Origin of the sequence: Arthrobacter sp. PM3 (assembly GCF_003352915.1) — a bacterium.
GTDB lineage: Bacteria > Actinomycetota > Actinomycetes > Actinomycetales > Micrococcaceae > Arthrobacter.
In genome coordinates, this window is sequence record NZ_CP022314.1 from 3,938,487 (window position 1) to 3,951,760 (window position 13,274).

Consider the following 13,274-nt stretch of genomic DNA (forward strand, 5'->3'; position numbering starts at 1 on the left):
CTGGGCCCACGCCCCTACCCCTTAGCGGAGCCCGGTTTTCCGGTTCAGTGCCAGGTAAATCAGTTCGTCGATCAATTCCGCGTAGTCCAGCCCCGTGGCCTTCCACATCTGCGGGTACATGCTCTTGGGCGTGAACCCGGGCATGGTGTTGATCTCGTTGATGATCAGCTCGCCTTCGGGCGTGTAGAAGAAGTCCACACGGCTCAGCCCTTCAGCCCCGACGGCGTCAAAAGCGACGGCGGCAAGCTCGCGGACCCGGGCGATGGCCTCCCCGGGGAGGTCGGCCGGGCAGCTGAGGGCGGCGGCGTCGTCAACGTATTTGGCGTTGAAGTCGTAGAACTCATGGCCGCCGCCCGCAACGGAGATCTCCCCCGGCATGGACGTGCGGGGCGCATCGGTCCCCCGGCCCTCCAGCACGGCGCATTCAATCTCCCGGCCGGTGATGCCGGCCTCGATAACGAGCTTCGGATCGTGCTCTCGGGCGGCCTCGATTGCCGCGTCCAGCCCCTCCAGGGAGTCCACCTTGGAGATGCCCATGGAGGACCCGGCCCGCGCGGGCTTGACGAACACCGGGAAGCCGAGCTTGTCCACGCGCTTGCGGACGGTCTCGGGGTCATTGATCCACTGCCGGTCCGTCACCGCGATGTACGGGCCCACGCGCAGCCCGGCCGATTCAAAGACGACTTTCATGAAGTGCTTGTCCATGCCGACCGCGGAGGCCAGCACGCCGGCGCCCACGTACCGGGTGTCGGAGAGTTCCAGGAGGCCCTGGACTGTCCCGTCCTCGCCGAACGGACCGTGCAGCAGCGGGAAAACGACATCCACGGCCCCAAGCTCCTGGGGAACCTCGTTCGGGGAGGCGACGATCAGCTGGTGCTCGCCGCCGATCTCGGCCAGGGTGACCGTCTGGCCCGATGGCGCCACTTCCGGCAGCGACGTCGCGGACAGCGACCATGCGTTGGTGTCATCGGAGGCCAGGACCCACTGCCCGGTCTTGGCGATACCGATCGGAATGACGTCGTACTTGTCCTTGTCGATGGCGCCCAGGACGCCGGCGGCTGTCACGCAGCTCACGGCGTGCTCGCTGGAGCGGCCGCCGAACAGCACTGCGACGCGGGGTTTGGGCTGGCCCGCGCGGCCTTCTGTGGTCATGTTGTTCTCTGACACTCTCAGTAATCGCCTTCGGGTTTCAGGTCCCGGGACAGCAGCAGCGGACCCAGTTCGTCTACGGACAGTTTTCCGGCCAGCACGGCGACGACCGCTGCCGTGATTGGCATCTCGACGCCGAGTTTTCCGGCAAGTTCATGGACCGCCTGGCTGGATTTGATGCCTTCAGCCGTTTGCTTCATTTCGGCGGTCACTTGCTCCAGCGTCAGTCCCTTGCCGAGCAGCCGGCCGGCGGTATGGTTCCGGGACAGCGGCGACGAACACGTGGCCACGAGATCGCCCAGTCCGGCCAGTCCGGCCATGGTCCTGGCCTCGCCGCCGAGGGCGAGGGTCAGCCGGGACGTCTCCGCCAGGCCCCGGGTGATGACCGAGGCTTTGGTGTTGTCCCCCATCTTCTTGCCTTCGCAGATTCCCACGGCCAAGGCAATCACGTTTTTGACGATCCCGCCGATTTCGACGCCGACCACATCCGTGGTGGTGTACGGGCGGAAGTAAGGTGCGGTGCAGCTGCGGGCGATCCAGCCCGCCGTCACCGGATCGGTGCAGGCCACGACCGACGCCGTCGGCTCGTCCCGCGCAATTTCCATGGCCAGGTTGGGCCCGGAGACCACGGCGACTCGGTTGGCGGGCAGGCCAAGTTCCGCACTGATGACCTCGCTCATGCGGGCGTCGGTGTGCAGTTCGAGGCCCTTCATGAGGGAGACGACGACGGCGCCGGGCGCCAGGTACTGCTTCCAGGCCTGCAGCTGGGGCCGCAGCGTCTGCGCCGGAACGGCGAGGATCACCAGTTCGGCGCCGGCCAGGACCTCGGCGACGTCCGTGGATGCGGTGATGCTGGAGGGCAGCTTAATGCCCTTCAGATACTGCTCGTTCAGGTGCAGCGCGTTGATCTGGTCCACGACTTCCGGGCGCCGGCCCCAGAGGCGGATCCGCCGTTCCACGCCGGAGGCGGCGGCGGCATCCGCGACCACCTTGGCGAACGTGGTTCCCCAGGAACCGGCCCCCAGGACGGCCACGGTGGTGGCGGAGTCGGCCGCACGGACCGTCGGCGACGTCGCGGTCGCGAGGTCCGCCGTCATGCCTTGCCGTCCGGTTCAATCCGGCCGTGCGTGGACTGGTTGTGCGCCGCCGGATCCCAGCGCTGCGCGGGCGGCTCTTCGCCGCGCAGTCCAGCCAGAAGTTCGGTGATGGCGTCCATGATGACGTTCGTGGCCTCGGTGAGGGTTGCCCTGTCCCGCGGCCGGCCCGCGAAGGCGCTCAGGTCCACGGGATCCCCGACCACCAGGCGGGAGGTCTTGCGCGGGAAGAGGTACAAACGCTTGGCGTAGCGAGGCAGGACTTCCTGGGCTCCCCAATGGGCCATGGGCACCACCGGGATACCGCTCTCCAGGGCCATCCTGGCGGCACCGGTGTGCCCCTTCATCGGCCAAAGGTTCGGGTCCCGGGTGAGGGTCCCTTCGGGATAGATGATGATCGCGCCGCCTTCGCTCACAATCTCCTTGGCGAGCTGCAGCGACCGGTTCGCACCCGCCGTCGAGCGTTCCACCGGGATCTGCTTGGTGGACCGGAGCACGGCACCCAGGACGGGCACCTTGAACAGGCCCGCCTTGGCGAGGAAGTGCGGCATCCGCTTCTGGTTGTAGAGCATGTGCCCCACCACCAGCGGGTCGATCTCGGTGCAGTGGTTGGGTACGGCGATGAAGCCTCCGGCGGGAAGCTTCTCGAGGCCTTCCCATTTCTTGCGCATCAGCAGGTTCATCACGGGCCGGACGATTCCGGCGACCACCACGAACGTGGTGTGGCTCTTGGCCGTTTCTTTCACGTGGCCCCCGCTACTTGGCCGCGGTGATGTCGAAATCGGCGCCGAGGCCCGCGAGCTTCTCGGTGAAGCGCTCGTAGCCGCGGTTGATGATGTCGATGCCGGTGACGCGGGAGGTGCCGGTGGCGGCCAGTGCTGCGATCAGGTGGCTGAAGCCGCCGCGCAGGTCCGGCACGTCAATGTCGGTGCCCTTCAGTTGCGCCGGACCGGAGATCACTGCCGAGTGCAGGAAGTTCCGCTGGCCGAAGCGGCACGGCACGCTGCCGAGGCACTCGCGGTGAACCTGGATGTTCGCGCCCATGCGGATCAGCGCGTCGGTGAAGCCGAACCGGTTCTCGTACACGGTTTCGTGGACGATCGAAACGCCCTCGGCCTGGGTCAGTGCGACGATGAGGGGCTGCTGCCAGTCCGTCATGAAGCCGGGGTGCACGTCCGTTTCGAGGACCAGCGGGTTGAGCTTGCCGCCCCGGTGGTAGAAGCGGATGCCGTCGTCGCCGATGTCCATTCCGCCGCCGACCTTGCGGTAGGTGTTCAGGAACGTCATCATGTCGCGCTGGGTGGCGCCTTCAACGAAGATGTCTCCGCGGGTCACCAGTGCGGCGGAAGCCCACGAGGCGGACTCGTTGCGGTCGGAGAGGGCTCGGTGGTTGTAGCCGCCGAGGTCCTGGACGCCCTCGATCCGGATGGTGCGGTCGGTCTGGACGCTGATGATCGCGCCCATCTTCTGCAGCACCGCGATCAGGTCCACGATTTCCGGTTCGGTGGCCGCGCCGGTGAGCTCGGTGATGCCTTCGGCGCGCGTGGCGCTCAGCAGAACCTGCTCTGTGGCTCCGACGGAGGGGTACGGCAGGGCGATCTTGGCGCCCTTGAGGCCGTTGGGCGCGGAAATGTGGATGCCCCCGGGGCGCTTCTCCACCACGGCACCGAACTGGCGCAGCACATTAAGGTGGTAGTCGATCGGCCGGTCGCCGATCTTGCAGCCGCCCAGGTCCGGGATGAAGGCCTCACCGATGGCGTGGATCAGCGGCCCGCAGAGCAGGATCGGGATGCGCGAATCGCCGGCGTGGGCATCGATCGCCGTGCTGGACGCGGTCTTGGCGCCCTTCGGGTCCAAAGTCAGGTCACCCGTTACAGGGTCCTTGTCAACCCGGACGCCGTGGAGCTGGAGCAGGCTCGTGACAACCTCAACGTCCTTGATTTCCGGAACGTTGCGCAACACCGACGGCTCATTGCCCAGGAGGGCGGCAACCATGGCCTTGGGGACAAGATTCTTTGCCCCACGTACGGTGACACGTCCAGTAAGCGGGACGCCTCCGCGGATTGTCAGAACACTACTCATATACCGGTTTCCTCACGACTACTCGCCCGCAAATCCTTAAAAAGGCTCCCGCTAAGCATAGGAGCATCCGTTACCGATCCGAAATACGGAGGGGTTCGATTGGGCCTCGGGGCGGAGTTTGGCTGGACGCATACGGTGACACGTACGGCGCCGCATGCGCGGCGCCATACGTCATGTGGTTCAGGGTATCGGTCAGGCTGGGGTCTCAGCGAGGGCTGCCGCCAATCAGGCGGGCACGCTGCCGGGGATCTCCCGCCGCTGCGCTGGCCGCCGCTGCCAGGCCGAATGCACCATCCAGCACCGCCCGGTCCGCGGAAGCGGAGGACCCGTAAGCGGCGAACTCCGCCGTGTGATGGGCTGCGCCGCCGACGTCGTAGCCAAGCAGCGGGTGGATGCTCGGCACCAACTGAGAGACGTTGCCCATGTCCGTGGAAGCCACCGGCTTGGCGTTGAAGGTGACGTCCCTCCCCCGGACGGCCATCGCCGCGCGGTAGGCCTCGGAGAGGAATCTGTCCTGCCTCAGCTCGGCATACGCATTACCCGCAGGCGTGACCTTAAGTGTGGCGGCACTGGCAAGAGCACCGGCCTCCAGGCAGCGCCGCACTTTTTCCTCGATCACCCGGAGCGTCGCGAGGTTCGGCGAGCGCATTTCAACGCTGGCCCGGGCCCGCTCAGGAATAACGTTGACGGCGCTCCCGCCTTCCGTGACGATCAGCGACACGATGGAACCCGGCGGAAGCTGCTGCCGGGCCAGGGCAAGCGCCGTTTGGGCGACCACCAGTGCGTCCAGGGCGTTGATTCCTTCGGCCGGTGCCGCTGCTGCGTGAGCGGGCCGCCCCTCGTACAGCACATCCCACATGCACATGGCCAAGGATGATCCGCCGATGACGTCCTCGGCGCCTGCATGGGCCATCATCGCCAGGGCCACGTCGTCGAAGAAGCCCTCCTCGATGAGATCCACTTTGCCGCCGCTCGTCTCCTCGGCGGGAGTGCCAAGCACCTTGATGGTGATGCCGAGGTCGTCCGCCACGGCGGCCAGTGCCAGCGCCGCCCCCACGGCACTTGCGGCGTTGACGTTGTGTCCGCAGGCATGTCCAATTGCCGGCAGGGCGTCGTATTCGACGCAGAGGGCCACCACCAGCTCACCGTTTCCGTACCGGGCACTGAAGGCGGTCGGAAATGCAGGCTGGGGGCCGTCAAAGCTGAAGCCGGCGCCCCGCAACAGCACGGCAACCCGTTTGGCGGCCCGGAACTCTTCGCCGCTGAGCTCCGGATCGGCGTGGATTGCATGGCTCAGACGAAGAATCTTGGGCTGCCAGTGCCCCAATGCCGCGGCGATTCGGCCGTGGATCCCCGACACGGAGGCAGTGGAGGAAGGGGCAAGGCCTGCCGGCGTCAGCGTCGCCGGGTTCACGGAAGGACCTCCGCTGACTGGCGCTTCGGGTAGCGTGCGGAGGCTGCCGCCGCGATCAGTGCAGCCAGTGCGAGCGCTCCCCAGATGGATACGAGGCCACCCTCAGTGATGCGTCCGGACTCCGCCGACGACGACGAGAGGAGCTTGACGACGGCGGCGCCCACCGCAATGCCGACCGACAGGGCCAACTCGTTGAGTCCTGCCGCCGTCGAGGTTTCCTCCAGTGCCACACCCTCGACGGACAGCGAGCGGGTTCCCGCCTGGTACATGCCGAGGCTCAGGTTGAACATGGCGAACCCGACACAGTACCCGGCCAGGGAGGCGTGCGCAGCGATCATCGCCACGAAACCACCGGCGAGCAGCAGTCCGGCGAAGACCAGCGTGGCACGCTCGCCGAACACCTTGAGCGCCCGCGCGGTCAACATCGACGACATGAAAGAGAGCACGGATGCGGCGGCAAGGACGATGGCGATCATGAGTGGGCTGAGGGAGAATCCATAGCCGGTCTTGTCGGGGTTGGCGTGCAGGAAGATGCCGTTGGTGCCGAAGTAGCTGATGGACGCGAAGCCGAAGAAGAAGGTGGCAAGGGAGACTGCGCGGATACGCGGGTTTGCAAGCATGCGCAGATCCACGAACTTTTTGCCGTGCTCAGGGCCCCTGGCGTCCATCCGGGCCCAGAAGGCCAGCAGCGCCAGTCCCACCAGACCGGAGCCGAGCGTCCGAGCATCGAGCCAGCCCCAGTCCGGCCCCATCGAAAGGGCGACTACGAAGCCGATCAGACCGCCGGAACAAGCCAGCAGGGGCGCCAGGGCAATGCCCTCCCTGGTGGGGGCTCCGGCGTCGGGCAACAGGAAAGAACACACCAGGGCCGCGACGGCGAACGGAACCGCTACCCAGAACCCGAGAGTGGGGTCGCTTACGCCCACAATCCCCGCCAGCAGCCCGCCGGCACCCACCATCATCATGAGCATGCCTATCATCATGCTGACTCCGGTGCGGGTGTGCGCTGGGCTGCTGACCCGCAGGATTCCCATCATGAGCGGGATGAAGCCCACGACGCAGGTGAGCAGCACGACGCCCACGGTCACGGTCACCAGGGACGGCCAAAGTGCCATCATGAGCACTCCCGCTGCGACCACCGCCGTTGACCAGCGGAGCACCAGCCGGTAGCCGTAACTGTCTCCGAGCCGGGAGATGATGGGTGTGAGCACGGCGAAACTGACGTTGGAGATCAGGAAGATGCCGTTGATGGTCGGATCATCGATCGACAAGACGGGCCCGAGGGCGGGCAGGATGGGGTTCAAGTACCCCTGGGTGACGCCACTGAGCGATTCGATCACGGTCATCGCCACGAGCATGCCGGCGATCGTTCGGCGGGTGATCGCCGCCGTCGCCGGTTGGATTGTCTTGCTTGTCATATTGCTTCCTTGGGATTCGGGACACCTGACTGGGAGTGATGCGAGTCACAACGTTAGCCTCGGCGCCATCCGCCGCCTCGACATTGCTCTAAATCCACAATGCATCGGAAAATTTGAAAGAATCAGCCATGATCTCTGAATTAGATCTCGAAATCGTAAATGCCCTGCAGATCAACCCGAGGGCCGACTGGGCCCGCGTCGGGGACGTGCTCGGCCTCTCCGGCCCCACCGTTTCCCGACGCTGGAACGCCCTCGCTGAACAGGGACTCGCGTGGATCACCCCGTCTCCAGGGCCTCGCTACCTCAGTGCAGGCTGGTCGGCCTTCATCTTTCTGTCCTCGGTGCCGGGCGAGCACGAGGCCCTCATTCAGCGTCTTCGTGCGGAACCGGCCTTCGGGACGGTATCCCTGGTCTCAGGAGCCCACGACATGTTCGTGGACTGCTTCGCATCAAGCCATGAGGAACTTATGGCGATCGTCACGGGCGCTTTCGCGGACCTGCCGGGTGTGACGCGCAGGGAGGTTGTTTTCGTTACACAGCTCTACCGCCAGGCCTCGGAGTGGCGCAGCGGAACCCTGGAACCGGCGCGGGCGCGGCTCATGGCGAAGGAGTCCACTCCTCCAACGCCCGCATACGCCCCCGACCGGCTGGACGCCACCCTACTGGAGGGGCTCGCCCGCGATGGGCGGGCCAGTTGGGCAGAGCTCGGCGCGGCCGCCGGCGTGTCGCCGCAGACGGCCCGACGCCGGGTGGAACGGTTTCTGGCGTCCGGCTACATAACGATGAGGTGCGATACTTCCGTCGCCGGCCAGCAGGCCCTGCGGGAGGTGAGCCTGAGTCTCAACGTTCCTGCGACCCATGTGGACTCCATCGGCCGCTACTTCGCCGGACTGCCAAGTTGCCGCTTGAGCGCACAGGTTCTAGGTACCCAGAACCTCTTGGTGACGCTGTGGGTCCGCGACTACCTGGAAGTCCAGGGGCACGAGCGGGAGCTGGCAGCCCGGGCGCCGGGAAGCACGGTCATCACCCGGCAGGCGGTGGTGCGCACCTACAAACGGCTCGGACATCTGTTGGATGAGTCAGGGCGCAGCCAGGGTGTTGTCCCCCTGCCCCTGTGGCGGGAGGACCCGGCGCACGCCTTGCGTCGCCCCGATGATTCCTGAAGCGGCGCAGGAATACGGACGCAATGTCGCGGACCGGATGTGAGCCTTGCTGCAATTATCGCGTCGGCGGCTGCGGATTGTGCGTCGGAAGGTCAGTCCGAGCACGGCGCCCGGAAGAACAAGATTCACCACGAAATCCATATCCTCCGCCCCCGGTCCAAGGTCATCCGCGCAGATCGCCCTGGCCCGGCGCGAATCCCCCGCCAAAGGCGGCCGCCTCCTCGGCCTGGCCCAAGCCCTCGTGACCGAAATGCCGCACACCCTCATAGCCCTGGAAACCGGGACCTTGAACGAATGGCGCGCCACCCTCCTGGTCCGCGAAACCGCCTGCCTGACCACCGCCGACCGGACCGCCGTCGACAAAGAGCTCGCCCCGGACACCGGCCCGCCTGCCCGGCTACGGCACCATCCCCGCCCACACCGCCCGACACCTCATCCACCCACCACCCGACGGCCCCGAACCTGAGACCGGGACTGCGGCCCATAGCGTTTAGCTCCGCAGACTGTAGACCCACCCCGGCACCGGAGAACTCATCGGCATGGACTCCCGCGCACGGATCTTCCCGCCCGGGCTCCGGCGCTTCATCCAGGCCCGGGACGACACGTGCCGCACCCCGTACCGCGACGCACCCATTCGGCACCTGGACCACATCGTCTCCCACCACGGCGGCGGGCCCACGACCGCCACCAACGGCGCCGGACTTTGCGAAGCCTGCAACCACACCAAAGAAACCCCCGGCTGGACCGCCCAACCAATCGCCGCAAACCCCGGCCCAGGAAAGCGACACACCTTCCAGCTCACCACCCCCACCGGCCACACCTACCACTCCACCGCACCACCCCTGCCAGGGACGAGGATGTGGGGTCAGGGCCTTCCGCGGGATCGGGGCATTCCGGGGGGCCGGGGCATCCCGCAGCGTCCGGGAATCCCGCGACGTCCCGTCAGCGCCACGACCTCCGGCACCTCGCCAAACTGCAGAACCGGGGATGCCAAGGCGGCATAATAAAGCCCGTCGGCGTCCGAACCTCCGAACGTTCGCACGACTGCTCATCCGGCGTTGCACCGACGGCTGGACGCGTGTCGCCAACCGAGTACCGCCAAACACAAGTGCCGCCGTCGAGTTCGGTGACTCGGCGGCCGCACTGGCCAGGCAATTGAAGGGACTGCGGCTCTTAGGACGTCCGGGCCGGCAGCGTCTTGGGCTTGAAGGACGGCCTGGTGGCTTCGTAGGCCGTGATGTCCTCTTCGTGCTGGAGCGTCAGTCCGATATCGTCCAGGCCTTCCAGCAGGCGCCAGCGCGTGTAGTCGTCGATTTCGAACGGCGCCACGATGTTGCCGCACTGCACCGTTTTGGAGACCAGATCAACCGTGACCTCGGTGCCGGGGGCGTTCTCAAGCTCCTTCCAGATGAGCTCGATATCGTCCTGGGCAACCTGCGCGGCGAGCAGGCCCTGCTTGCCGGAGTTGCCGCGGAAGATATCCGCGAAGCGGGAGGAAAGCACGGTCTTGAAGCCGTAGTCCTTCAGCGCCCAGACGGCGTGCTCGCGGGAGGAGCCGGTGCCGAAATCGGGGCCGGCCACCAGGACGGAGCCTGCATTGAAGGGCGCCTGGTTCAGGATGAAGGACGGGTCCTTGCGCCACGCGGCGAAGAGGGCGTCCTCGAAGCCGCTGCGGGTGATGCGCTTGAGGTAGACGGCGGGGATGATCTGGTCCGTGTCCACGTTGCTCTGGCGCAGCGGGACGCCGACGCCAGTGTGGGTGGTGAATTTTTCCATGGGGATCCTCCTAGACTGCGGTTCCGGTGAGCGTTCCGGCCGATGCCGGCTCAAGGTCCGACGGCGAGCTCAGCGTGCCGCGCACCGCCGTCGCGGCTGCGACGACCGGCGAGACGAGGTGGGTGCGTCCGCCCTTGCCCTGGCGGCCCTCGAAGTTGCGGTTTGAGGTGGAAGCGCAACGCTCCCCCGGCTCCAGCTGGTCCGGGTTCATGCCCAGGCACATGGAGCAGCCGGCAAAGCGCCATTCCGCACCGAAGTCCTTGAAGACCTTGTCCAGCCCCTCGGCTTCAGCCTCGAGCCGGACGCGGGCGGAACCGGGCACCACCAGCATGCGCACGTTCGGGTCCTTCTCCCGGCCCCGGATGATGTCCGCGGCGGTCCGGAGGTCCTCGATCCTGGAGTTGGTGCAGGAGCCCAGGAACACGGTATCCACCCGGATGTCCTTCATCGGCGTGCCGGCCTCGAGACCCATGTACTGCAGGGCGCGCTCGGCGGCGGCCTTGGCGTTTTCGTCGCCGAAGTCGTTGGGCGAGGGCACCTTGGCGGACAGGGACACACCCTGGCCCGGGTTGGTCCCCCACGTCACGAACGGTTCCAGGGTGTCGGCGTCGAGGTCCACCTCGACGTCGAACACGGCACCGTCGTCGGTGCGCAGCGTGTTCCAGTATTCGACGGCGGCGTCCCAGTCGGCGCCCTCGGGCGCATGCGGGCGGCCATACATGTAGTCGTAGGTGGTCTGGTCCGGCGCCACCATGCCGGCGCGGGCACCGGCCTCGATGGACATGTTGCAGATGGTCATCCGGGCTTCCATGGACAGGGCGCGGATGGCGGAGCCACGGTACTCCAGCACGTAGCCCTGGCCGCCGCCGGTGCCGATCTTTGCGATCACGGCGAGGATGATGTCCTTGGCGGTCACGCCGGGGCGCAGCGTGCCCTCGACGTTGATGGCCATGGTTTTGAACGGCTTCAGGGACAGCGTCTGGGTGGCCATGACGTGCTCCACCTCGGAGGTGCCGATACCCATGGCGAGCGCCCCGAACGCGCCGTGCGTGGAGGTGTGCGAGTCGCCGCAGACCACGGTCATGCCCGGCTGCGTGAGGCCCAGCTGCGGGCCCACCACGTGCACGATGCCCTGCTCGGCGTCACCGAGCGAGTGCAGGCGGACGCCGAACTCCGCGCAGTTGTTGCGCAGGGTCTGGATCTGGGTCCGGCTGGTGAGGTCCGCGATTGGCTTATCGATGTCCAGCGTGGGAGTGTTGTGGTCCTCGGTGGCGATGGTGAGGTCGGGCCGGCGCAGTTTACGCCCGGCCAGGCGCAGCCCTTCAAAGGCCTGCGGCGACGTGACCTCATGCACCAGGTGGAGGTCGATGAAAAGAAGGTCCGGCTGGGCATTGTTTCCTTCGCCGTCACCCTTGCGCACCACGTGCGCGTCCCAGACCTTCTCGGCCAGTGTCTTTGCCACGGCCTTCTCCCTTCACTGCGGTGATTATTCTGCGTTCTAAGCGGGCTGTCGCTTCCACTGAACCAGCACACTCAAGTAATACGCCAGCGCGTTGACTTGCATCTCAGATAATGAGACGTCAATATCATTACATGGACAATTCTAGTGGAGTCGGTGTCATCGATAAAGCGGCCCATGTGCTTGATGCACTTGAGGCCGGCCCCACCACCCTGGCGCAGCTCGTGGCCGCCACCGGGCTGGCCCGGCCAACCGTGCACCGGCTGGCCCTCGCGCTGGTGCACCACCGGCTCGTGAGCCGCGATATCCAGGGCCGGTTCGTCCTTGGCAGCCGCCTGGTTGAGCTGGCCTCGGCCGCCGGCGAGGACCGCCTGATCGCCTCCGCCGGTCCCGTCCTGATGCAACTGCGCGACGCCACCGGCGAAAGCGCCCAGATCTTCCGCCGCCAGGGCGACTGGCGCGTCTGCGTGGCGTCCGCCGAGCGCCCCATCGGCCTGCGCGACACCATCCCGGTCGGCACCCAGTTGTCCATGAAGGCCGGCTCTGCCGCGCAGGTGCTGCTGGCGTGGGAAGACCACGACCGCCTCCTCGAAGGCCTCCAGTCCGCACGCTTCACGCCCACCGTCCTGGCAGGAGTACGACGCCGGGGCTGGGGTCAGAGCCTGGGCGAACGCGAGCCCGGGGTCGCCTCCGTGTCGGCCCCCGTCCGCGGGCCGTCCGGCCGCGTCATCGCCGCGGTGTCCATCTCCGGCCCGATCGAACGCCTCACCCGCCAGCCGGGCCGCCTGCACGCCGAGGTAGTCTGCAACGCCGGCCGGGTCCTGACCGAGGCACTCCGCAAGACCAACGACTGACACCCCGTGCCGCTAGGCTGTGCCCATGAACAGCTATGCGGTATTCCTGCGGGGCATCAATGTGGGCGGCATCAATATTAAGATGGCCGATCTCAAGGACGCACTGACGTCCCGGCCGTTTACCGGGGTCAAGACCCTGCTGGCCAGCGGCAATGTCGTGCTCGCCAGCGACCTGGACCCGGCCGGCGTCAAACAGGAATTTGAGGCATGCCTTCGCGAGACGTTCGGCTATGACGCCTGGGTGGTGGTGCTGACCGCGGCCACCGTGACATCGCTTGTCAAGGCCTGTCCCTACCCGGCCGATGACGCTTCCACCCATACCTACCTGACCCTGGCGTCCGACGAGGCAGTGCTCACGGAACTCTTCGAATCCGGCCGCGCCCTGGACGGAACCGAAATCACCCGGCTCGGACCTGTTGCCCTCGCCTGGCTCGCCCCCGCCGGCGGCACACTGGACAGCCCGTTCAGCAAGCTTTCCTCGAAGGCCAAATACAAGGCAGCGACCACCACCCGCAACCTGCGCACCATGGTCAAAGTCCGCGACGCCGCGGCCGCCCTGTAGCTAGCTGTACTCGGCCAGGACTTTGGTTACACGTTGAAAGGGTGAAGACCTCTTAGGTTGGTGGTTACCACACACACCGAACGACTAAGAGGTCTTCATGGTCCACCGTAATGCCCGTCTGACTCCTGCCGGTAGAAGCATCCTTGTCCAGCGTGTTCTGGACGGCCGTCCAGTGGCCCATGCGGCGAAGGAAATGGGTGTTTCCCGCGCCTGCGCCCACCGGTGGCTCAAACGCTATGTCGAACACGGCTGGGACGGGATGGAGGACCGATCTTCACGCCCACATTCGTGCCCGCATGCCAC

The 13,274-nt window shown here is 66.5% G+C and carries 12 protein-coding genes and 1 pseudogene; 5 read left to right on the plus strand and 8 right to left on the minus strand.

Annotated features, from left to right (window positions below; all coding sequences use genetic code 11):
• Positions 1 to 21 precede the first annotated feature (21 nt).
• The 6 genes from CFN17_RS17900 to CFN17_RS17925 form a co-directional block, all read right to left on the minus strand.
• Complete coding sequence (locus CFN17_RS17900) at positions 22 to 1,152, minus strand: D-alanine--D-alanine ligase family protein (RefSeq protein ID WP_395926928.1); 1,131 nt, start codon at positions 1,150 to 1,152, stop codon at positions 22 to 24.
• A gap of 17 nt (positions 1,153 to 1,169) precedes the next feature.
• Positions 1,170 to 2,246 carry an NAD(P)H-dependent glycerol-3-phosphate dehydrogenase gene (locus CFN17_RS17905; protein ID WP_208749047.1) on the minus strand — a complete coding sequence of 359 codons (1,077 nt, stop codon included), beginning with the start codon at positions 2,244 to 2,246 and terminating at the stop codon, positions 1,170 to 1,172.
• Entirely contained in the window at positions 2,243 to 2,989 is a 747-nt protein-coding gene (locus CFN17_RS17910) for a 1-acyl-sn-glycerol-3-phosphate acyltransferase (protein WP_208749048.1), read from the minus strand. Before CFN17_RS17910 ends, CFN17_RS17905 begins: the two co-directional genes overlap by 4 nt.
• A 10-nt stretch (positions 2,990 to 2,999) precedes the next feature.
• Positions 3,000 to 4,325, minus strand: a complete 1,326-nt coding sequence (gene murA, locus CFN17_RS17915; RefSeq protein WP_208749049.1) for a UDP-N-acetylglucosamine 1-carboxyvinyltransferase — start codon at positions 4,323 to 4,325, stop codon at positions 3,000 to 3,002.
• A 205-nt stretch (positions 4,326 to 4,530) separates the two neighbouring features.
• Positions 4,531 to 5,739 (minus strand): amidohydrolase, encoded by a 1,209-nt coding sequence (locus CFN17_RS17920; RefSeq protein ID WP_222612643.1) that lies wholly within the window; start codon positions 5,737 to 5,739, stop codon positions 4,531 to 4,533.
• The gene (locus tag CFN17_RS17925) at positions 5,736 to 7,157 is read right to left on the minus strand and encodes an MFS transporter (protein WP_208749050.1); all 1,422 of its coding nucleotides are present in this window, start codon (positions 7,155 to 7,157) and stop codon (positions 5,736 to 5,738) included. The genes CFN17_RS17920 and CFN17_RS17925 overlap by 4 nt, the downstream gene beginning before the upstream one ends.
• 128 nt (positions 7,158 to 7,285) lie before the next feature.
• Here CFN17_RS17925 and CFN17_RS17930 point away from each other — a divergent pair, with 128 nt between their 5' ends.
• Complete coding sequence (locus CFN17_RS17930; protein WP_208749051.1) at positions 7,286 to 8,320, plus strand: Lrp/AsnC family transcriptional regulator; 1,035 nt, start codon at positions 7,286 to 7,288, stop codon at positions 8,318 to 8,320.
• A 46-nt stretch (positions 8,321 to 8,366) separates the two neighbouring features.
• Positions 8,367 to 9,324 (plus strand): annotated as a pseudogene (locus tag CFN17_RS17935) (HNH endonuclease).
• A gap of 169 nt (positions 9,325 to 9,493) precedes the next feature.
• On the opposite strand, the gene leuD reads toward CFN17_RS17935, so the two are convergent.
• Both leuD and leuC read right to left on the minus strand, forming a co-directional pair.
• Positions 9,494 to 10,096: a 3-isopropylmalate dehydratase small subunit gene (gene leuD / locus CFN17_RS17940; RefSeq protein ID WP_208749052.1), complete on the minus strand. Its 603-nt coding sequence runs from the start codon at positions 10,094 to 10,096 to the stop codon at positions 9,494 to 9,496.
• Positions 10,097 to 10,106: 10 nt separating this feature from the next.
• Entirely contained in the window at positions 10,107 to 11,558 is a 1,452-nt protein-coding gene (gene leuC, locus CFN17_RS17945; RefSeq protein WP_208749053.1) for a 3-isopropylmalate dehydratase large subunit, read from the minus strand.
• 131 nt (positions 11,559 to 11,689) lie between these two features.
• Here leuC and CFN17_RS17950 point away from each other — a divergent pair, with 131 nt between their 5' ends.
• From CFN17_RS17950 to CFN17_RS17960, 3 genes are all read left to right on the plus strand, one after another.
• Positions 11,690 to 12,409: an IclR family transcriptional regulator gene (locus CFN17_RS17950; protein ID WP_026266447.1), complete on the plus strand. Its 720-nt coding sequence runs from the start codon at positions 11,690 to 11,692 to the stop codon at positions 12,407 to 12,409.
• A gap of 25 nt (positions 12,410 to 12,434) precedes the next feature.
• A complete protein-coding gene (locus CFN17_RS17955; protein WP_208749054.1) occupies positions 12,435 to 12,971 on the plus strand; it encodes a DUF1697 domain-containing protein in 537 nt (178 codons plus the stop codon).
• Between the two features lie 97 nt (positions 12,972 to 13,068).
• Positions 13,069 to 13,274 (plus strand): leucine zipper domain-containing protein (locus tag CFN17_RS17960; RefSeq protein ID WP_208751278.1); only part of this gene is annotated, 206 nt, incomplete at its 3' end.

What these genes read in the sequence shown, in the direction of transcription:
- CFN17_RS17900 (WP_395926928.1), bottom strand. Translation starts at nt 1,152, where the DNA reads ATGACCACAGAAGGCCGCGCGGGCCAGCCCAAACCCCGCGTCGCAGTG.
- CFN17_RS17905 (WP_208749047.1), bottom strand. Translation starts at nt 2,246, where the DNA reads ATGACGGCGGACCTCGCGACCGCGACGTCGCCGACGGTCCGTGCGGCC.
- murA (WP_208749049.1), bottom strand. Translation starts at nt 4,325, where the DNA reads ATGAGTAGTGTTCTGACAATCCGCGGAGGCGTCCCGCTTACTGGACGT.
- CFN17_RS17925 (WP_208749050.1), bottom strand. Translation starts at nt 7,157, where the DNA reads ATGACAAGCAAGACAATCCAACCGGCGACGGCGGCGATCACCCGCCGA.
- CFN17_RS17930 (WP_208749051.1), top strand. Translation starts at nt 7,286, where the DNA reads ATGATCTCTGAATTAGATCTCGAAATCGTAAATGCCCTGCAGATCAAC.
- leuD (WP_208749052.1), bottom strand. Translation starts at nt 10,096, where the DNA reads ATGGAAAAATTCACCACCCACACTGGCGTCGGCGTCCCGCTGCGCCAG.
- CFN17_RS17950 (WP_026266447.1), top strand. Translation starts at nt 11,690, where the DNA reads ATGGACAATTCTAGTGGAGTCGGTGTCATCGATAAAGCGGCCCATGTG.
- CFN17_RS17955 (WP_208749054.1), top strand. Translation starts at nt 12,435, where the DNA reads ATGAACAGCTATGCGGTATTCCTGCGGGGCATCAATGTGGGCGGCATC.